The sequence below is a fragment of the Microbacterium sp. B35-04 genome, assembly GCF_010634885.1.
Classification (GTDB): Bacteria; Actinomycetota; Actinomycetes; order Actinomycetales; family Microbacteriaceae; genus Microbacterium.
The window spans coordinates 40,357-58,104 of the sequence record NZ_MWLP01000039.1; the positions used below are offsets into that span (position 1 = coordinate 40,357).

The 17,748-nt window shown below is 70.6% G+C and carries 23 protein-coding genes; 14 read left to right on the forward strand and 9 right to left on the reverse strand.

All coding sequences use genetic code 11. From position 1 onward, the window contains the following. Position 1 precedes the first annotated feature (1 nt). Positions 2 to 214, forward strand: coding sequence for a UDP-N-acetylmuramyl pentapeptide phosphotransferase (locus tag B1729_RS10840; protein WP_163618687.1), 213 nt, complete (start codon positions 2 to 4; stop codon positions 212 to 214). 26 nt (positions 215 to 240) lie between these two features. Here the strand turns inward: B1729_RS10840 and B1729_RS10845 are convergent, their stop codons facing one another. Both B1729_RS10845 and B1729_RS10850 read right to left on the reverse strand, forming a co-directional pair. Continuing rightward, positions 241 to 1,554 (reverse strand): DNA recombination protein RmuC, encoded by a 1,314-nt coding sequence (locus tag B1729_RS10845; RefSeq protein ID WP_163632685.1) that lies wholly within the window; start codon positions 1,552 to 1,554, stop codon positions 241 to 243. A 52-nt stretch (positions 1,555 to 1,606) separates the two neighbouring features. Beyond that, a complete protein-coding gene (locus tag B1729_RS10850) occupies positions 1,607 to 2,209 on the reverse strand; it encodes a 3'-5' exonuclease (RefSeq protein WP_163620481.1) in 603 nt (200 codons plus the stop codon). A 75-nt stretch (positions 2,210 to 2,284) separates the two neighbouring features. Between B1729_RS10850 and B1729_RS10855 the strand changes: the two genes are divergently transcribed. From B1729_RS10855 to B1729_RS10875, 4 genes are all read left to right on the forward strand, one after another. Next, on the forward strand, positions 2,285 to 3,043 hold the full coding sequence (locus B1729_RS10855) for a class I SAM-dependent methyltransferase (protein ID WP_163620479.1): 759 nt from the start codon (positions 2,285 to 2,287) through the stop codon (positions 3,041 to 3,043). Positions 3,044 to 3,876: 833 nt separating this feature from the next. Beyond that, entirely contained in the window at positions 3,877 to 4,488 is a 612-nt protein-coding gene (locus B1729_RS10865) for a dihydrofolate reductase family protein (protein WP_163620477.1), read from the forward strand. 57 nt (positions 4,489 to 4,545) lie between these two features. After that, positions 4,546 to 5,619 (forward strand): redox-regulated ATPase YchF, encoded by a 1,074-nt coding sequence (gene ychF / locus B1729_RS10870; RefSeq protein ID WP_163620475.1) that lies wholly within the window; start codon positions 4,546 to 4,548, stop codon positions 5,617 to 5,619. Between the two features lie 67 nt (positions 5,620 to 5,686). Beyond that, positions 5,687 to 6,376, forward strand: coding sequence for an alpha/beta hydrolase (locus tag B1729_RS10875; protein ID WP_163620473.1), 690 nt, complete (start codon positions 5,687 to 5,689; stop codon positions 6,374 to 6,376). Positions 6,377 to 6,448: 72 nt separating this feature from the next. Here the strand turns inward: B1729_RS10875 and B1729_RS10880 are convergent, their stop codons facing one another. After that, complete coding sequence (locus B1729_RS10880) at positions 6,449 to 6,799, reverse strand: LysR family transcriptional regulator (RefSeq protein ID WP_163620471.1); 351 nt, start codon at positions 6,797 to 6,799, stop codon at positions 6,449 to 6,451. A gap of 227 nt (positions 6,800 to 7,026) precedes the next feature. Here B1729_RS10880 and B1729_RS10885 point away from each other — a divergent pair, with 227 nt between their 5' ends. Continuing rightward, positions 7,027 to 7,332, forward strand: a complete 306-nt coding sequence (locus tag B1729_RS10885) for an NIPSNAP family protein (protein WP_163620469.1) — start codon at positions 7,027 to 7,029, stop codon at positions 7,330 to 7,332. 17 nt (positions 7,333 to 7,349) lie between these two features. Here the strand turns inward: B1729_RS10885 and B1729_RS10890 are convergent, their stop codons facing one another. After that, positions 7,350 to 8,723 (reverse strand): NAD(P)-binding protein, encoded by a 1,374-nt coding sequence (locus B1729_RS10890; protein WP_163620467.1) that lies wholly within the window; start codon positions 8,721 to 8,723, stop codon positions 7,350 to 7,352. 116 nt (positions 8,724 to 8,839) lie between these two features. Here B1729_RS10890 and B1729_RS10895 point away from each other — a divergent pair, with 116 nt between their 5' ends. Next, a complete protein-coding gene (locus tag B1729_RS10895; RefSeq protein ID WP_163620465.1) occupies positions 8,840 to 9,535 on the forward strand; it encodes a phosphatase PAP2 family protein in 696 nt (231 codons plus the stop codon). Between the two features lie 64 nt (positions 9,536 to 9,599). Then, entirely contained in the window at positions 9,600 to 10,400 is an 801-nt protein-coding gene (locus tag B1729_RS10900) for a DUF1206 domain-containing protein (RefSeq protein ID WP_163620463.1), read from the forward strand. Positions 10,401 to 10,428: 28 nt separating this feature from the next. Here the strand turns inward: B1729_RS10900 and B1729_RS10905 are convergent, their stop codons facing one another. The 3 genes from B1729_RS10905 to B1729_RS10915 all read right to left on the reverse strand — a co-directional run bounded on the left by B1729_RS10905 (position 10,429) and on the right by B1729_RS10915 (position 12,668). Beyond that, positions 10,429 to 11,217 (reverse strand): patatin-like phospholipase family protein, encoded by a 789-nt coding sequence (locus tag B1729_RS10905; protein WP_163620461.1) that lies wholly within the window; start codon positions 11,215 to 11,217, stop codon positions 10,429 to 10,431. A gap of 94 nt (positions 11,218 to 11,311) precedes the next feature. Continuing rightward, positions 11,312 to 12,097: an EI24 domain-containing protein gene (locus tag B1729_RS10910; protein ID WP_163620459.1), complete on the reverse strand. Its 786-nt coding sequence runs from the start codon at positions 12,095 to 12,097 to the stop codon at positions 11,312 to 11,314. 97 nt (positions 12,098 to 12,194) lie between these two features. Continuing rightward, complete coding sequence (locus B1729_RS10915; protein WP_239539597.1) at positions 12,195 to 12,668, reverse strand: helix-turn-helix domain-containing protein; 474 nt, start codon at positions 12,666 to 12,668, stop codon at positions 12,195 to 12,197. 164 nt (positions 12,669 to 12,832) lie between these two features. Here B1729_RS10915 and B1729_RS10920 point away from each other — a divergent pair, with 164 nt between their 5' ends. The 6 genes from B1729_RS10920 (at position 12,833) to B1729_RS10940 (ending at position 15,409) form a co-directional block, all read left to right on the forward strand. Then, positions 12,833 to 13,201 (forward strand): hypothetical protein, encoded by a 369-nt coding sequence (locus tag B1729_RS10920; RefSeq protein ID WP_239526208.1) that lies wholly within the window; start codon positions 12,833 to 12,835, stop codon positions 13,199 to 13,201. A 119-nt stretch (positions 13,202 to 13,320) separates the two neighbouring features. Beyond that, entirely contained in the window at positions 13,321 to 13,509 is a 189-nt protein-coding gene (locus B1729_RS10925) for a hypothetical protein (RefSeq protein WP_163620183.1), read from the forward strand. A gap of 16 nt (positions 13,510 to 13,525) precedes the next feature. Beyond that, entirely contained in the window at positions 13,526 to 13,813 is a 288-nt protein-coding gene (locus B1729_RS10930) for a hypothetical protein (protein WP_163620181.1), read from the forward strand. A gap of 39 nt (positions 13,814 to 13,852) precedes the next feature. After that, positions 13,853 to 14,692 carry a DNA-formamidopyrimidine glycosylase family protein gene (locus B1729_RS10935; protein WP_163620180.1) on the forward strand — a complete coding sequence of 280 codons (840 nt, stop codon included), beginning with the start codon at positions 13,853 to 13,855 and terminating at the stop codon, positions 14,690 to 14,692. 51 nt (positions 14,693 to 14,743) lie between these two features. Then, a complete protein-coding gene (locus B1729_RS20885) occupies positions 14,744 to 14,866 on the forward strand; it encodes a hypothetical protein (protein WP_275575845.1) in 123 nt (40 codons plus the stop codon). 33 nt (positions 14,867 to 14,899) lie between these two features. Continuing rightward, positions 14,900 to 15,409: a hypothetical protein gene (locus B1729_RS10940; protein ID WP_163620178.1), complete on the forward strand. Its 510-nt coding sequence runs from the start codon at positions 14,900 to 14,902 to the stop codon at positions 15,407 to 15,409. 71 nt (positions 15,410 to 15,480) lie between these two features. Here B1729_RS10940 and B1729_RS10945 read toward each other — a convergent pair whose 3' ends face one another. Next, positions 15,481 to 16,077 carry a carboxymuconolactone decarboxylase family protein gene (locus B1729_RS10945; RefSeq protein ID WP_239526207.1) on the reverse strand — a complete coding sequence of 199 codons (597 nt, stop codon included), beginning with the start codon at positions 16,075 to 16,077 and terminating at the stop codon, positions 15,481 to 15,483. Between the two features lie 107 nt (positions 16,078 to 16,184). Next, positions 16,185 to 17,711, reverse strand: coding sequence for a DHA2 family efflux MFS transporter permease subunit (locus B1729_RS10950; RefSeq protein WP_163620176.1), 1,527 nt, complete (start codon positions 17,709 to 17,711; stop codon positions 16,185 to 16,187). Between the last annotated feature and the right edge of the window lie 37 nt (positions 17,712 to 17,748).

Below are 17,748 nucleotides of genomic sequence, written 5' to 3' on the forward strand. Positions count from 1 at the left end.
GATGTCTGCGCAGTCCGCTGAACCGTCGTCGCCCCAGACGGGTGCGCACGCGGTGGTCGCCAACGCGATCGATCCGGCCCGACGCCCCGACGTGCTGCTGCGCGTCCGGCGTGACGAGGGACACGAGATCAGCGCCTGGTGGATGATCGGCGCTTTTGTCGGCGTATCCGCCGCAGTGATCGTGCTGCTGAGCTTCGTGCCCGGCGGCGCCTGAGGCGTTCGGCGGTCACCCGTCGGGCGCTACTCGTTCGGCATGGCGATGCGTACGCGCACGTCGCCGAGTTCCGCGGTCGCCGTGGGCGTCTTCGGTGTCTCGTCGATACCGGCGAGGGTCTCGTCGAGCAGTTCGGGTGCGGTGAGCCGGCGCGGGGTCTTGTCGATCGTGGCGGGTTCGTTCACCGCATCGAGCTTCGTCGCATCGATGCCGGGGAACTTGCGTGCACTCACCAGCACGCGGGTCTCGAGCGATCCGGCGAAGCGGTTGTAACTGTCGACGGTCCGCTCGATCGCGCGTCGCAGGTCGTCGGCGTGCGTGGCGAGCGACCCGAGTCGCTCGTACAGCTGGTTGCCGAGGTCGAAGAGGGCACGGGCCTCCTGCGACACGTCTTGCTGGGTCCATGTGTAGGCGACGGTCTTGAGCACCGCCCAGAGGTTCACGGGCGACGCCAGTGCGACCCGCTTGCCGAAGGCGTAGTCGAGCAGCGAGGCATCCTCTTCGAGGGCGGCGGAGAGCAGCGACTCGCTCGGGAGGAAGCACACCACGAACTCGGGGCTCGACGAGAGGCCGGCCCAGTACGTCTTGCGGGCGAGGGCGTCGACGTGCGCGCGCACCGCCTTGACGTGCTTGTCGAGCAGCGAGCGACGTCGCGCCGCCTCCGCGCCCTGTGCGGTCAGGGGGATCGCACTGGCCTCGAGGAACGCGTCGAGCGGCACCTTGGCGTCGACGGCGATGGCCTTGTCGCCGGGCAGGCGGATCACCATGTCGGGGCGGCCGGCTCCGGCATCCGTCGTGATCGACGTCTGCAGGTCGAAGTCGACGTGCCGGGTGAGGCCGGCTGCCTCGACGACGCGGCGCAGCTGGGTCTCGCCCCAGACCCCGCGCGTGCTGCCCGATCGCAGGGCGCTCGCCAGCGACTCCGTCGTCGCCCGCAGGGCTTCGTCGGACTCGTGCGCGCGGCGCAGCTGCTCGGCGAGCGTGCCGAACTGGACGTGCCGGTCGCGCTCGAGGTCGTCGACCTTGGTGTGCATCGCGGCGAGCGTCTCTTGCACGGGGGCGAGGGCGCGCAGCACCGACTGCTCGCGCCGCTCCCGCTCCTCGCGCGCCGCCTGGTCATGGCGTGCCTGGCTCGCCAGCTCGCGGTACAGCAGCTGCTGGTGCTCGAGCTGGGCCTGCACGCCCTGACGCGCCGCTTCGGACCCCGCAAGCTGCGCCGTGAGGGCCGCCTGCTCGCGGGCGGCCCGGGCGGCACCGCGCGCGAGCCCTGCCGCCCATCCCGCCACGGCACCCACGACGATGCAGGCGATCACCACCATTCCGATCACTGCTGCGTCCATGCCTTCAGAATGACGGAGGCCTCCGACATGACGGTCGCGCCGCGCTGGGCGTTCAGGCGACGGCGAACGAGACGGCGGGAGCCTGGGCGATCGCGATCTGCGATACGCGCACGCCGACCGCCTCGGTGAGCGCCGCGATGTCCGCGGCGCCCACGCGCCGCGCGGCGTCGATCATGACGTGGGCGCAGGCGAGCGCATCGGCCGTCGCATTGTGGTGCGGGAAGTCCCCGAAGCCCGCCTCGGCCGCGACGAACGGCAGCCGGTACGACTCGAGCCGGTAGACCTTGCGCGCGACCTGCAGGCTGCACGCGTAGCGGTAGGCGGGGCAGTCGTCGCCTGTCGCGTCGCACGCGCGCTTGAGCACGGCCATGTCGAAGCCCGCGTTGTGCGCCACCAGGATGTCGTCGCCGGCGAACGCGACGATGTCGGCGAGCTGCCGGCTCCAGGGGGCGGCGTCGGCGACGTCTTCGGGCTGGATGCCGTGGATGCGCACATTCAGCTCGAAGAACACGTCGTGACCGGCCGGCGGGCGGATGAGCCAGCCCGTCTTATCGACGATCCTGCCGTCGCGTACGCGCACGAGACCGACGGCGCAGGCGGAGGCGTTGCTGGAATTCGCCGTCTCGAAGTCGATCGCGGTGAAGTCCAGTGGCACCTCCCCAGACTCACCCGGCATCGGCCGCACCGACGGAAGGCGCGCCGCACGAGGGTGTCGGCATAGGGTCGGAGCATGGCCAGCCGCGAGGAGATGTCGCTGTCGTTCGGGTCCGCCGCCGGAGCCTACGAGTCGGGAAGGCCCGACTACCCGCGCGAAGCCGTGGACTGGATGCTCGCCCCCGTGCGCGACGAGGGCCGCGGGCTGCGCGTCGCCGACGTGGGCGCCGGCACCGGCAAGCTCACCCGCACGATCGTCGAGGCCGGCGCCGAGGTCGTCGCGATCGATCCCGACGCCGACATGCTCGCCGCGCTGCGTGGCAACGTGCACGGAGTCCCCACGTTCGTGGGCTCGGGAGAGCGGATGCCGCTGCCCGACGCCTCCGTCGACGCCGTGCTGCTCGGGCAGGCGTGGCACTGGGTCGACCCGGTAGCCGCCTCTGCGGAGGCCGGACGCGTGCTCCGCGCGGGCGGCGTGCTGGGCCTGGTCTGGAACATCCGCGACGAGTCAGACCCCTGGGTCGCGCGGCTCACCGCCGCGATGCACGGCAGCCACGCCGAAGAGATGCTCGCCGGCGACGGGCCGCAGGTCGCCGAGCCGTTCGACGGCCTGGAGGCGAAGACGTGGAACTGGACGCGCTCGCTCTCACGTGCCGCGCTTCTCGACATGGTGGCGTCGCGCAGCTACGTCATCACCGCGTCGGACGCCGCCCGCGGCGCCATCCTCGCCGCCGTCGGCCGGCTGTTCGATGAGCGACGCATCACCGAGGCCGGCGGGGCCGAGGTCGTAGACCTCCCGTACGTCACCCACGCGTACCGCGGCATCCGTCGCTGAGGCATCGCACCGGCGCTTGCTCGAAGAGTCGACGCGCGGGCCGCGCGAGGTGCGCACCGCGCCGACGACGTGCCACGGGCCGCTGCGGCCGCGGTACCGCGGTTCGAACCCGCGTCGGCGCAGCACGTCCACCATCGCATCCGGGGCGTGGGCGAAGGCGCGGTACGGATTCCCCGTGAGCGCGTACACGGCGTTGATCGTGCGAGCCGCCATACGGGCGAAGAGGCTGTGCGTCGGGTGGCTGAAAACCACGGCGCGCTTTCCGCGTCCGGCGGCAGCGCCGAGCAGCCGCTCGTAGTCGGGGTAGCAGCAGACGACACGATGCAGCACGACGATGTCTGCCGGCTCGACGGCCTCCGGGGTGCCGGCGAGGTCCACCCCCAGGGTCCTCGTCACGCGAGCGCGCAACCCCGCCTCGTCGAGGAGCCGCGCAGCTTCGGGCTCGTACGCGGACGAGAGCTCGACGTTGGTGGTGTGCGACGCGCCCCGCTTGAGCGCCTCGAGCTGGATGTCGCCGATCCCACCACCGATCTCGAGCAGCGACGCGCCGTCGAGACCCAGCGAGTCGGCGAACTCGAGCACGAGCTGCGCGCTCGGCGTGAGCCCCTCGCGCCGGTATCGCTGCGCGAGGCGGCGCGCGAACCGGGCGTTGAACTCGCGATCGAATCCGTCCGGTGCGTGCGGCGCACAGCACTCGTCCACGGGTTCAGTATCGCGGCGCACCGGTGCTCGGGCAACGGGCCCACGGGGCGGTGCGCGGCTCCGGATCCGCGAGCCCGGCGCTGCGCATAGCGCTCCTCGCGCCGCGAGCCGACCGGCGGTACGGTGGCGCGGTGCGAACCCTCACCGTCTGCAATTTCGTGACCGTCGACGGCCGCTATGAGGACGACGACCACGACATCGGCTCGTTCTTCGAGCACTGGCACCCCGACTACCACGGTGCGGACTCGTTCGACCACTACACCACGGCGCTCCTGCGGGACTCCGACACGCTGCTGCTGGCCGGCCGCCGCTCGGCCCTCGGGAACCTCGGCTACTGGACCAGCGTGCGCGCGGACCCGGACGCAACCGCCATCCGCCGCGAGTTCGCCGAGCTCATCCTCGGTGTCGAGAAGATCGTCGTCTCGGACACGATCACCGACGCCGACGTCGCGCCCTACGAGCACGTGCGCATCGTGCCCGTTGCCGAGGCGCGCGCAGAAGTCGCCGCGCTCAAGGAGCGCGAGGGACGCAGCATCCTCATCCTGCTCGGCCGGATGCTGTGGAACGACCTCATGCGCGCGGGACTCGTCGATGAGCTGCACCTGGTGACGTTCCCGCTGATCGCCGGATCGGGCGTTCCGCTGTTCGACGATCGACCGCCGGTCGCGCTCAAACTGCTCGAGACGCGGGTGTGGGAGGAGAGCGGCAACGTGCTCATGCGCTGGCGCGTCGATCCCGACTGACTCTTCCGAAGCGGGCGGAGCAGGGTGCGGCATCCCTCCCACGTAGACTGGATGCCCGTGGCTCTCACCATCGGAATCGTCGGACTCCCGAACGTCGGCAAGTCGACCCTCTTCAACGCGCTGACCAAGAACCAGGTGCTCGCGGCGAACTACCCGTTCGCCACGATCGAGCCCAACATCGGCGTGGTCAACCTGCCCGACCCGCGGCTCGACAAGCTGGCGACGATCTTCCACTCCGAGCGCATCCTGCCCGCCGCGGTGTCGTTCGTCGACATCGCCGGCATCGTGCGCGGCGCCTCGGAAGGCGAGGGGCTCGGCAACAAGTTCCTCGCGAACATCCGGGAGGCCGACGCGATCGCCCAGGTCGTGCGGGGCTTCGCCGACGACGACGTCGTGCACGTCGAGGGCGCGGTGAACCCGAAGAGCGACATGGAGACGATCAACGCCGAGCTGCAGCTCGCCGACCTCGAGACGCTCGAGAAGGCGATCACGCGGTACGAGAAGGAGGTCAAGGGCCGCAAGCTCGACGCCTCGGTGCTCGCCACGGCCGTCGAGGCGAAGGACGCACTCGAGCGCGGCGTGCTGCTGTCGGCCTCGGGCATCGACCTCGCCCCGATCAAGGAGCTGGGTCTCTTGACCGCGAAGCCGTTCATCTTCGTCTTCAACGTCGACGAGGCGGTGCTGACGGATGCCGCCCGCAAGGCCGAGCTCGAGGCGCTGGTCGCGCCGGCTCATGCGGTGTTCCTCGACGCGAAGATCGAATCCGAGCTGATCGACCTCGACCCGGAGGACGCGGCGGAGCTGCTGGCATCGACCGGCCAGGAGGAATCCGGCCTCGACCAGCTCGCGCGCATCGGGTTCGACACGCTCGGCCTGCAGACGTACCTGACCGCAGGGCCGAAGGAGGCCCGCGCCTGGACGATCGGCAAGGGCTGGAAGGCTCCGCAGGCCGCCGGCGTCATCCACACCGACTTCGAGAAGGGCTTCATCAAGGCAGAAGTCATCTCGTTCGACGACCTCGTGGCAACCGGCTCCGTCGTCGAGGCGCGCGCGAAGGGCAAGGCGCGCCTCGAGGGCAAGGACTACATCATGCAGGACGGCGACGTCGTCGAATTCCGCTTCAACGTCTGAAGCCCGCACCGCGTCCGGCAGGGCGCGGTGAACCCCACGAACGTGCACGCGAGAGGACCCCAGAACCTTGGCTGAAACCCAGATCTTCGAGCCCGACGGCCGCGCGATCCCCTACGTCGACGAGCGGGCCGACGGCCCCGCGATCGTGCTGCTTCCCGGGCGCGGCCTGAACATCAGCTACCTGGGCCCCCTCACGCACGCGCTGGCCGAGGAGGATTTCCACGTCGTCCGCATCGGCCCCCGTCATCCGCGTGCCGCCGCCGACCAGGTGGTCTCGATGCACGACCTGGCCCAGGACGTCGTCGACGTGATGGAGCACCTCGGACTCGCCAGCGCCTGGGTCGGCGGTCACGCGTTCGGCGGCTCGGTCGCGCGGGCGGTGTCGCTCGACCACCCGGGACATGTCAACGGCGTGCTGCTGCTCGGCGTCGAAGGCGCCGTGTCGACGGACGAGCTCGGGTCCGACGTGTCGGAGATCCCTGCGCAGGCGCGCGATGCCGAGGTCGAATCGATGCAGCGGGGTGCGCTGGCAGCGACACCCGAGCTCGAGTGGTCCTCTCTCGCGCCGGCCGTGCCGGTGCTGGTCGTGCAGGGCACCGAGGACCGGATGACGCCGCCGTCGAACGGCGAGGAGCTCCGGGCATCCGCGCCGGACCGCGTGAGCGTCGCGCGCGTCGAGGGCGCCGGGCACCTGTTCCCCGTGACACACGTCGGCGCGACCGCGTGGCCGATCGAGGACTACCTCGACTGGGACTGAGCAGGATCCCCCAGCGCCCTCGCTGACCCCTCGCGCATCCGCCGCGGGAGCTGGCTGCCCGATGGGACCGACCTAGCGGCCCTGGCGCTTCTTGAACGGCTTCGGCTGGCCCTTCACCGCCGGGGCGCGACCCTTGCCCTTCGAGGCTTTGGCCTTGCCGCCGGCCGGCACGGCAGGCTTCGGGGCGGAGGCGGGCGCCTCGGCGATCCGCCGCTTCGCCTCCTCGAGCAGCAGGACCCCCGCCGGCGTCAGCGACCAGCTGGGCTTGCCACGGACGATCAGCGGGTGTCCGACCTCGGCTTCCAGCTTGTCGACCGACGAATACAGCGCGGCGAGCGGGATGCCGAGCACCTGGGCGGCGCGCGGAAAGTGTAGGTCTTCGGCGACGACGGTGACGAACCGTTGCAGCAGGGTGATGTTCACAGAGGGCCTTCCGTCGCCGGCGTCTTCAGGATACGGCGGAAGGAGGACCCTCCGCGTTCGGTTCGCCCTCGGCACCGCTGCGGAGAGTCGGCGACGTTCTGCCAAGGGTGCACGCGATTCCGCCAGCCGCGGCCCATGTGCCGCCCCTTCGACAGCCGACGACCCGCGGTCGGCGACAATCGAAGACGGCGCACGGCGACTGCCGGCCCGACGACGAACGGACACCCATGATCACCATCCACCTGCGCTACGAGATCGACCCCGACAAGCTCGAGGAGTTCACGCAGTACGGCCGGGAGTGGATCCGGCTGGTCAACAGGCTCGGCGGCACCCATCACGGATACTTCATGCCGAGCGAGGGCGACAGCGACGAAGCCTTCGCCTTGTTCACCTTCCCGTCGATGGCGGACTACGAGGCCTACCGCATCGCCTCCCGCACCGACCCGGAATGCGTGGCGGCCTTCCAGTTCGCGCGCGACACGCAGTGCATCCGCCGCTACGAGCGCCGCTTCCAGACGCCGGTCTTCGACTGAGGGGCGCCGCGGCGGCGTCAGCCGAGGTTCGCCAGCGTCGTGAGACGCGCCCGTCCGGCGGCGATGCTCTGCTTCAGCCGATCGCGGGCAGCGAGGACTGACGGGTCGTCGGCGAGCTCGGCGGGGATGCGGGCAGGGTTGAGCGGCGTGGTGTTCGACCATTCCCGCAGGTCGGCCTCCCTCGTCATCGCGAGCGACGCGTCCCCGCCGATCACCTGCATGGTGGTCCAGTCCGAGGGCGTGTTCGCGTAAGGAGACGGCTTGCACACGCGGTTCCTATCGGCATCGTCGTCACGCGTGGCCTCCACGTAGCCCGCCAGCGCCGCCCCGAAGCACGGGAACCCCACCCGGACCGGCTGCGGGGTGATCGCCTCCGGCGTCCAGATCGGCCGGAGCCCCGGGTACTTGAGGCCCTCGGCCGCGCAGTGCACGACGAGCGTGTCGGCAGGAACCTGCACGTCCCCGTCGGCGAAGACCAGGCGTCCGGGAGCGACGGCGCGCAGGTGGCCGCGGCGGATGACATCGTCGATGGTGCGGACGAGGTCGAGCTCCCACGTCGCGAGGGTGGGGGTCTTGGCCATGGTCGGCGTCACCGTCGGGTCGATGCGGAGCATGATCCCGGCATCCTCCATCCGCAGGAAGACATCGTCGGGGCTCGTTGCTTGGGCCGCGGCGGCCATCGTGTCCGCGGCCATGCCGAGGAAGACCCGGGGATCCGGCTGTACGACGGCGCGGTTGAGCAGCCAGGGGTCGCGCGGGCGCACCCAGGTGATGGCGCTCGGTGAGACGCCGTTCTGCAGCAGCCACACGCAGGTGTCGGTCGCGGTCTTGCCCGCCCCCACGATGACGTAGTGCTCGGGGGCGTGCGAGATGCGGACAAGGTCGTTCACGGGAATGACGCGGGCGCCGTCGTCGACGGCGAACGGCGGGGGAGTGAGGGCGGGGATGTCGGGCGACAGGTAGGCGGCATCCACCACCCGCGCACGGGGCGCGCGGTACCGCCGTCCGCTCAGAAGCGACGCGAACCGGCGGTCGCCCAGGTACTCGGAGCGCCCGTGGAACACCACCCGCCCGTTCGCCGTGAGGCGGGTCAGGACTCCCGCGTAGTACTCCGTCACCTCGGCGGCGCGCGCGCGTTCGTGCAGCCCCCGCTCGGGGCCGTCGGACTGCACGCGCCCGCCGCCCAGCAGTGTCGAGGCGACGCCGTAGAACGCCGAGGCCTGGTGCAGCCGCACGAACCCGTAGGCGTCGAGCCAGTGGCCGCCCGCGCCGTGGCGACGGTCGACGATCGCGACCGAGACGTCGGCGTGGGCGGTGAGGGCGTCGGCGAACGCCATTCCCATCGCTCCCGCGCCGACCACCAGGTAATCGACGTCGACGATCCCCTCCATGCGCTCATCAGAGCAGTGGCGATGATCGGCGTCAATGGGCGGCCCGGGCGCTACACCGATGCGCGACCGGGGGCAAGAGCAACGGCGAAGCGGCCCCGCCCACCCACAATGGGCTGGTGACCGACGACGAACGCCAGGGGACAGCGCCGTACGCGGCCGCTCCCCTCGAGCAGCTCCCGCACCCCGAACCGCACCGGGCCGTCGTCCTCGTGGTGGGGGTGGTCGCGACGGTCGCCTTCGTCGTGCTGCGCTTCGTCGTGGCACTCGGCGGGCACGAGCCGCTTCCGATCGACCTGTGGTGGCATGACTTCATGGTGGCGACCGTCAGCGAGGTCGGCATCATCGCGGCATGGGTGCCCGCGATCGTCGGCGGCATGTTCGGCGTGATCGTGATCGGCATCCTGCTCGTCGCGATCTTCGTGTGGCAGAGAAGGCGATGGGATGCCGTGACCCTCGCCGGCGCCATCATCGTGGTCGTCGCGATCGGCGCACCGATGGCCGCCATCATCGCGCGTGTGCGGCCCGCCGACTCTCTCGCCGAGAACGTCGCCACGTCGTTCCCGTCCGGTCATACCGCGGTCGCGACGACGATCGCGGTCACGCTCGGGCTGCTGCTGCGGCGCTGGTACGTCTGGCTCCTCGGCGCGATCTGGGTGCTCTACATGATGTGGAGCCGGACTTATCTGCAAGCACACTGGCTGAGCGACGTCGTCGCCGGAATGCTGGAGGGTGTGGCGGTGGCCACGCTGGTGTGGAGTGCCGTCCAGGCCTACCGGATCCGGCGGGCGACGTCCTCGTCGCGGGCCATCTGATGCCTGGATCGCGCCCGATTGCAACCCCCAAGTTCGGGTGCCTGCACCTCGATACGCTTCGGCCATGACCACTGCCAAGAACGCCGCGCGCACCGCGACGGAATCGCCCGCCTTCCGCACGATGGCCCGCATCGGCTACGTCGTGCTGGGCGTGCTGCACATCGTCATCGGCGTCATCGCGATCTCCGTCGCGACGGGCGGTGGAGGCGAGGCCGACCAGGGCGGCGCGATGGAGATGATCCGGGATTCTCCCGCCGGCGTCGTGCTGCTCTGGGCGATCGTGATCGGACTCGTGGCGCTCGCCGCGTGGCAGATCGCCGAGGCCTTTCTCGCTCGGGACGCAGACCCCAAGAAGAAGTGGGGCCATCGGGTGAAGTTCGTCGGCACCGCGGTCGTCTACCTCGCGATCGCCTTCACCGCGCTCGTGTACGCACTGGGGGGCCAGTCCGACTCCTCCCAGTCGTCGCAGGGCCTCAGCGCGCAGCTGATGGCCAGTACCGGCGGCCTCATCCTGCTCGTCCTCATCGGACTCATCGTGCTCGCCATCGGGATCGCCTTCATCGTCCGCGGATTCACCCGGGCGTTCGAGAAGCACTTGGATCTGCCGGCAGGCACCGTCCGCAAGGGCATCGTGACGTTCGGGGTGGTCGGCTACGTCGCGAAGGGCGTCGCGGTCGCCGTCACCGGCGTGCTCTTCGTCGTGGCGGCCCTCACCCACGACGCTGAGAAGGCCGGAGGACTCGATGGCGCCCTCCATACGCTCGCCGAGCTGCCGTTCGGGCCGGTGATCCTCTGGGTGGTCGCCGCGGGCCTCATCATCTATGGCCTGTTCTGCTTCGCGCGTGCCCGCTACGCGCGGATGTGAGCGGCTCGGACGCCGATCCGGCTCGCGTTCAGCTGGCCGGCTCAGCCGGCCGCCCGTCGTCTGACGCCGCGACGCTCCGCCGGCCCCAGTCCGCGCCGTCCAGCGCGGAGATCGCGGCGCGGCGCCCCTCGGCGATGAGGCGGGGCACGTCGGACATCGTCCACTGCGCCATCCCCTCCATCTCCGGCTGGACGAGCACGACCGACGGATCCTGCACGAGGTCCGCCGTGCGGGTGACGGTGCGCATCATGCGCACGTTCTCCCACTTCGCGTGCAGCCGCACCACGATGACGCGGGACGCGCCGAGCGCGCGGGCAGCCGCGACCGGCACGTTGTCGATCATCCCGCCGTCGGCCAGCAGCTCGCGACCCCGCCTCACGGGCGGAAGCAGGCCGGGGACGGCGACCGTCGCCCGCAGCGCGAAGCTGAGCGGACCGGTGTCGATGATCACGCCTCGTCGCGTGCGCAGATCGGTGGCGAACGCCGCGAATCGTCGCGGCAGGTCCTCGATGAGCGGGTCCTCGCCCAGCGTGCGCGAGACGGCGTCGACGATGGCGGTCGTATCGAGCAGGCCCCATCGCGGAGCCACCGACCAGCGCGCGATCGCGCCCCAGCGGAATCCGCGCGCAGCCCGGTCGAGAGCCTCCTGCTCGACGCCGGCGGCGTAGCCGGCGCCGACGAGAGCGCCCGAGCTGGTTCCCGTGACGATGCCCGGCTGGATGCCGCGCTCCGCCAGGACCTGCAGGACACCCACGTGCGCGGCGCCGAAAGCGCCGCCGCCGCCGAGCACCAGGCCGAGATCAGGGTCGTCGCCCACGTGGTCCTCCGCTCGTCGTGCGCAGCCAAGCTAGCACCGCGCATATGGGTGCCGACTGTGTATGCGCGATCGCCGTGAACCCGCGAGCCGCCGATCAGGCGGGCCGGATGCCGAGCTCCGGGTCGCGCCCGCGCGGCGGCTCCGCCTGCGCGGGGGCCGTGTCGAGCATCGACCGAGCCAGCAGCGCGGCACCCGCCACTGCGGCGGGCATCGTGGCCACGGCGCCGAGCGGCACCAGGAACGTGAGCTGCGTCGCCACGCCGAAGCCCAGCACGCGCCCGCGGTGCCGGCGCATCAGTCGCCGGCGCTCGAGTCGCGCCATGCCTCGCGCGGTGAACGCCCGCGACGTGAGCTCATCCGCCACCAGCCATCCGGTGAGCGTCACGCCGAACACGGCGCTGAGTGCGCCGCCCACCACCGGCACCAGCCCGACGAGCGCGGCGAGCAGTGCGACCCCCAGTCCGCGCCCGATGAGAGACAGCCCGTCGGCGACCGAGCGCCAGAAACCATACCGCGCATCGGGAGGGGCGGCTCCGGCATCCGTCTCCACGGCTCTCCAGATGCGCTCATAGAAGGGGTCGCCGACGAGCAGCGTCACGGCGGTGAACGTGACGACCACCAGTACGAGGGCCGCGCCGAGCAGCGCCGTGCCGACGGCGATGCGGAAGACCGTCGCCCACAGGCTGGGCCAGCCGTCGGCGAACGGCGTCATGGCGTCCGTGAGGCCGGGCAGTGAGGCGCTCAGGGCGATCAGTCCCGCCAGGAAAAGGGCGCCGACGAGCGCGGCCGGCAGCAGGCCCAGCATCATCAGGCCGGGGCGGCGCCGCCAGTAGGCGAAGCCGCGCCCCAGGAGGGCCACTCCTCTGACGATCTCGCGCATCGGCCTCAGCCTACGACGCCGGTCGGCGAGCGCCTGCGGCGCAGTCTCGAGCGCCTGGCACGGCACGCGTGGGCGACAGGCATCGGCGGCCCCGAGATCAGTGCGAGGGTGCGGTCGCGTGGGTGACGCTCGCGAGCACGTCCTCGAGGAATGTCGCCACGATGCGTGCGTCGCCCGACGTGAGTTTGGCGGCGATGGAGCGCAGCCGCATCGTGAGCGGGTCGAGGTGGTCGAGGTCGATGTCGCCGTCGAGCGGCCGCACGAGCTTCTTGCGGCGGTCATGAGGGTGACCGTGCACGACGACGAGTCCCCGTGCCACCAGGCGATCGATGAGAGCCGTGCCCGACGCGGGCGAGAGGTGCAGCGCGCGCGCGATCCTTCCGGGGGTCACCTCTTCGGAGTCATCGCGCTCGAGCAGATACCGCATCGCGGCACGGTCGGTCTCGGTCATCCCGCTCTGCTGCTCGCGCTGGCGAGTGAGTTTCGCCTCGGCGAGACGAAGATGCTCGAGGATCCCGGCGACATCAGGTCGTTCGCTCTCCGCTGGTTCGGAAGCCTCGGTCTGGACCATCACGACTTCGCCCCTCTCTGCGTCCGGCGCCGCGATGCTGGCGCCGGGGTCCTATTGGACCATGAAATTCAGATGAATGAAACACCCGATGGTGAAAGTCTCATCACCGAATAGTTCGATAACGAAGTATCATGGGGGCCTGGCCTTCGGAAGGAACAGCACCCATGGCTGAACTCATCTACGGTGCCGAGGGCGATCCGGTGCACATGCCGGAACATCTCCTCGCCCACGTCAAACTCGTCGTCGCGACCAAGCTGCGCCGCAACGAGAGCTTCATGCTGACCTGGCGTCATCCCGACGGCAGCGGCCGTTCCTCGGTGTGGCTCGAGCCGTCCATCCCGCTGCGGTTCGTCTTCGAGAACATCGAAGAACCGGCCATCGATCACGCTCTGCTCGCGAATCTGGCGGCGGCGGCCAGCTCGAACGGCGGACTCGTCCTCGACCTCGCAGACGTGCGCCTGCTCGCGGCGTCGGGCGACGGCCCGCCGCGGCCGGAGCAGGCACAAGCCGAGGTGGCCCAGCCCGCAGCCTGATGGCGGTCTCCACGTGCGTCCGTGCCGCGGTCGGCTCCTCCGACCGGTCGCGCGTTCGCTGTCAACCCCTTTGTCCTCGCGGCCGCGGGGCTGCATCCTCGGACCGCAGGAGGTTGACGATGACCGATTCCATCGCCGACGAGGACGTCGCGCACAACCCGGCGCCGAACACGTCGGCGCCCGAATCGCCACGCGGAACGAGGCCGGGGGAGCGACAGGCACGCAATGACGCCGCAGAGCGCCGCCGTCGGCGCCCCTCCGACGAGCACCCCTGGTGGGGACCCATGCCTGCCGACCGGCATGAGTGAGAGTGCGGAGGGGAACATGCGCGACGACATCCATCAGCTCGTGCTGACCCCGCTGGCGGATCGCGCGTGGCGGCTGCGAGATCACGCGATCGACCGGGGCGATCCCTCCCGTCTCGTCGCCTACGTCGAGCTGCGTGACGACGGCATGTACGAGGTCGTGTGGGTCTCGGTCGGCTGCGGCACGGCGCGCTTCGCCTCGCTGGAGATGCTCTTCCTCGCGGCGGTGCAGATGCTGGAGCAGTGCCGCAGTCTCGGCGCCCTCAAGCCCGACCCGATCCCGCACCGGCCGCCCGCGCACGCGTGAGACCATCGCCGTGTCGGCGGGCGATGGCAGGATGGGGCCATGCCTGAGTCGCCAGAGGTCGAGGCTCTCGCGCGGTTCCTCGCTGACGAGGCATCCGGTCGTGAGATCCGTGCCGTCGATGTGCTGGAGTTCCGCACGGTCAAGACGCGCAACTCGCCGCCCGCCGGCATCGCCGGACGCACGATCACCGGTGCGGCGCGTCATGGCAAGCATGTCGAGCTCCTCCTCGACGAGAAGAGCCTCGTGGTGTCGCTCGGCCGTCACGGGTGGATGCGCTGGCTCAGTGCGGACTCAGCGGGCGGTGATGCCGTCCTCCCGGCCGAGGCGCCACCGGCCCTCGCCACTCTCGACCTGTCGGGCGACATCGCTCTCGAGGTGACGGATGCCGGATCCTGGGTGTCGCTCGGACTCTTCGTGGTCGACCGCGCAGACGAGGTCCCCGCCATCGCGAAGCTCGGCCCCGACCCGGCTGACCCCGCCTTCACGCGCGCCCAGTTCGATACCGCACTCGGCGGGCGCCGGAAGCAGATCAAGGCGATCCTCCAGGAGCAGGAGACGCTGGCGGGCATCGGCAACGCGTACTCCGACGAGATCCTCCACCTCGCCCGCCAGTCGCCGGTCACCCACGCGGCGGCGCTCGGGCCCGAGGCGACCGACCGGCTGTTCGAGGCGACGGTCACGACGGTCAGAGAGGCCATCGCGGCTCGGAGCGGCGTGCCGATCGACCAGCTGAAGGCGCAGAAGGTCGCCGCGATGCGCGTACACGGGCGCAGCGGCGAAGCGTGCCCGGTCTGCGGCGACACGATCCTCGATCTCACGTTCTCCGGTACGTCCGCGCAGTACTGCCCGACGTGCCAGAACGGGGGAGTGCCGCTGTGACCCGGGCCGCAGAGCGCCCGTGCGGACGCCCGCGTAGGTAGCATGGACGGCATGACGACTTCGCAGCAGCCGGCCCCCCTCACCCTTTCGCCGGTTCCCGACGACAAGAACCTGCTCACGGTCGCCGACTCCGCGGGCTCGTGCTGCGGCGGCGGCAGCTGCAGCATCGACTGACCTGACGCTCCCCGACCTCGCCCCGCGCCGTCGATGACCGACGACCAGCTCCACATCACCCCGCGCGTGGGTCGCATCCTCATGTCGGAGGAGGCGATCTACGGACTCATCCTCGTCTCGGGGATGATCGTGGTCAGCGGCTCCTCGACCGGCACCGCCGTCGATGCACTGATCACCGTCGGCGTGACGGTGATCGTGTTCTACGCCGCGCACGTCTTCGCCGGCACGCTCGGTCGTCTCGCGGCCACCGACGGAAGAGCAGGGCTGCGGGCGAGCCTTCGCGCCGCCGCCCATCAGTCGGGTGGCATGCTCCTCGCCGCGGTTCCTCCACTGCTCATCCTGCTCCTCGGGGCGACCCGGGTGATCGAAGACAGTCTCGCCCTCTGGGTGGCACTCATCGTCAACACCGTGCTGCTCGGTGCGCTGGGCTGGATCGCTGTGGCCCGCTGGAGCACCCACTGGATTCCCCGCATCCTCAGCGCCGTGATCACGGCTGCCTTCGGCGGAGTGCTCATCCTGTTGAAGGCGATCATCCACCACTGACGATCAACCACCACTGACGATCAACCAGCGCTGACGATCAATCAGCGCTGACGATCAATCAGCGCCGACGATCAACCAAGACTGCCGCGCGCGGCGTCGCCCGGTGCGCGCAGCGCCGCGACGAGCGCCGGCGTCAGCCCCGGGACGTCGTCGACCGGAACGGCGAGAGCAAGCAGCGCACGGCTGAAGAAGTTGCGCGCGGCGGCGGCCAGAGTGATGTCGACGATCTCGCGGTCGGTGAACCCGACCTCGCGCAGTCGGCCCGAGTCGGCGTCCGTCATGGACGCGGCATCCGTCGAGAGCTTCTCGGCGTAGGCGACCACGGCACGGTCGCGCTCGTCGAGGTCGGCCTCGACGCCGTCGCGCGCGAGGCTCGCCAGCTGGTCTTCGTCGAAGAGCCCTGCGCGCAGACTCCGGCGGCCGTGCGCGAGGAGACAGTGCTCCGAGCCCATCGCGCGCGCGGCACCGAGAGTGGCGAGTTCGTAGGTGCGCAGGCCGATGGACGGCACGATCGCACGCACCAGTCTCTCGAAGGCCTGGTGCGCCTCGGGATTCACCGCCATTGCCCGGGTGTACGCGAAGACGAAGCCGTCGCCCTTCCGGTCGCTGTCGTACATGTCGGCGACGTGCCCGGTGGCGCCGTCGAGATCCGGAGTGCTGACGATCACTGTCGTGCCTTCCCGTCGGGTTCGGGCGCAACCAGAATGGCGGATGCCCCACCCCTTGTCGAGGGGTGGGGCATCCGCCTGATACCGGGGCCGGCGCGTCCGGGCGCTCAGTGGGCCGAGGGCATGCCCACCGGCTGATCGGCGGGCTTGCGGATCAGGAAGGCGCCGACGAGCATCGGCAGCGACAGGACCGCAGCCGTCAGGAACGCCGCATGTGTGCCGGCGGCACCCGCGGCGGCCTGCTCCGCGCCGGACGACGTGGCCGCGGCGGTGGCTGCGGCCATGACCCCGAACATCACCGCGATGCCGGCTGCGCCCGCGACCTGCTGCACGGTGCCGACGACCGCTGAGCCGTACGAGTAGAACTTCGGCTGCAGCGACGCGAGCGACGCCGTGAACAGCGGCGTGAACGACAGCGCCAGGCCGAACGACAGCACGGTCTGCGCCACCGCGACGAGCCACACCGGCGTCTCGGTGCCGAAGGTCGTGTAGTACCACAGCATCGCGCTCGTGATCACGGCGCCGGGCACCAGCAGCACCCTCGTGCCCCAGCGGTCGTAGATGCGACCGATGAAGGGACCGGCGAGTCCCATCGCGAGCGCGCCGGGCAGCACCACGAGACCCGCGGTGAGCGGGTCGACGCCGATCACGTCCTGCAGGTACAGCGGCACCACGGTGATGGCACCGAAGAACGCCATCGACATGATGGCCATCTGCCCGATCGAGAGCGAGAAGTTCGCGCTGCGGAAGACGCGGAGGTCGAGCAGCGCGTCATCCTTGCGCTGCAGCAGCACCTGGCGCCAGCCGAACAGGCCGAGTGCGACGATGCCCACGGCCAGCGACACGACGAGCGTGGTGGTCGAAGCGGCGCTCGCGGCCGCGGCATCCGCCCCACCGCCATGGCCGCCGGCGCCCAGCTGGCTGAGCCCGAAGACCAGTCCGCCGAAGCCGAGGGCCGACAGGATCACCGACAGCACGTCGATCGGAGCGTGCGTGGTCTCACCGAGGTTGTGGATCCAGCGGGCGCCGACGACGAGCGCCACGATGGCGATGGGCAGCACCATGCCGAAGATCCAGCGCCACTCGAAGTTGTTGAGGATGGCACCGGCGAGCGTCGGGCCGATCGCGGGAGCGAGCGAGATCACGATGCTGACGCGGCCCATCATGCGGCCGCGGATGGCTGCGGGCACGACGGTCATCAGCGTCGTCATGAGCAGCGGCATCATGATGGCGGTGCCCGAGGCCTGCACCACGCGCGCGACGAGGAGCATCGGGAACCCGGGCGCGAGGAACGCGACGAGCGTTCCCGCCGAGAACAGCGACATCGCGGCGACGAACATCGTCCGCGTGGTGAAGCGGCGCAGCAGGAAGCCGGTGATCGGGATGACCACGGCCATGGTCAACATGAACGCGGTGGTCAGCCACTGTGCGGCCAGGGCGGTGATGCCGAGGTCGGTGATGAGGTGCGGGATCGCGACGCCCATCGTGGTCTCGTTGAGGATCGCGACGAACGCGGCGGCGAGGAGCAGCCAGATGACGCGGCTCTCTCGCGGGCCGAGCTTGGCGGTGGCGGTGACGGCGGTGCGGGGGACGGCGATGCTGCCGGTTCCGGGGGTCGTATCGATGGCGGCCATAGGTCGTCTCCTCGAGGCTCGGATGGACAGCGAAGTG

Coding starts and splice junctions, on each gene's coding strand:
- B1729_RS10840 (WP_163618687.1), top strand. CDS start 2: ATGTCTGCGCAGTCCGCTGAACCGTCGTCGCCCCAGACGGGTGCGCAC.
- B1729_RS10845 (WP_163632685.1), bottom strand. CDS start 1,554: ATGGACGCAGCAGTGATCGGAATGGTGGTGATCGCCTGCATCGTCGTG.
- B1729_RS10855 (WP_163620479.1), top strand. CDS start 2,285: ATGGCCAGCCGCGAGGAGATGTCGCTGTCGTTCGGGTCCGCCGCCGGA.
- B1729_RS10885 (WP_163620469.1), top strand. CDS start 7,027: ATGATCACCATCCACCTGCGCTACGAGATCGACCCCGACAAGCTCGAG.
- B1729_RS10890 (WP_163620467.1), bottom strand. CDS start 8,723: ATGGAGGGGATCGTCGACGTCGATTACCTGGTGGTCGGCGCGGGAGCG.
- B1729_RS10900 (WP_163620463.1), top strand. CDS start 9,600: ATGACCACTGCCAAGAACGCCGCGCGCACCGCGACGGAATCGCCCGCC.
- B1729_RS10910 (WP_163620459.1), bottom strand. CDS start 12,097: ATGCGCGAGATCGTCAGAGGAGTGGCCCTCCTGGGGCGCGGCTTCGCC.
- B1729_RS10915 (WP_239539597.1), bottom strand. CDS start 12,668: ATGGTCCAGACCGAGGCTTCCGAACCAGCGGAGAGCGAACGACCTGAT.
- B1729_RS10920 (WP_239526208.1), top strand. CDS start 12,833: ATGGCTGAACTCATCTACGGTGCCGAGGGCGATCCGGTGCACATGCCG.
- B1729_RS10925 (WP_163620183.1), top strand. CDS start 13,321: ATGACCGATTCCATCGCCGACGAGGACGTCGCGCACAACCCGGCGCCG.
- B1729_RS10930 (WP_163620181.1), top strand. CDS start 13,526: ATGCGCGACGACATCCATCAGCTCGTGCTGACCCCGCTGGCGGATCGC.
- B1729_RS10935 (WP_163620180.1), top strand. CDS start 13,853: ATGCCTGAGTCGCCAGAGGTCGAGGCTCTCGCGCGGTTCCTCGCTGAC.
- B1729_RS20885 (WP_275575845.1), top strand. CDS start 14,744: ATGACGACTTCGCAGCAGCCGGCCCCCCTCACCCTTTCGCCGGTTCCC.
- B1729_RS10940 (WP_163620178.1), top strand. CDS start 14,900: ATGACCGACGACCAGCTCCACATCACCCCGCGCGTGGGTCGCATCCTC.
- B1729_RS10950 (WP_163620176.1), bottom strand. CDS start 17,711: ATGGCCGCCATCGATACGACCCCCGGAACCGGCAGCATCGCCGTCCCC.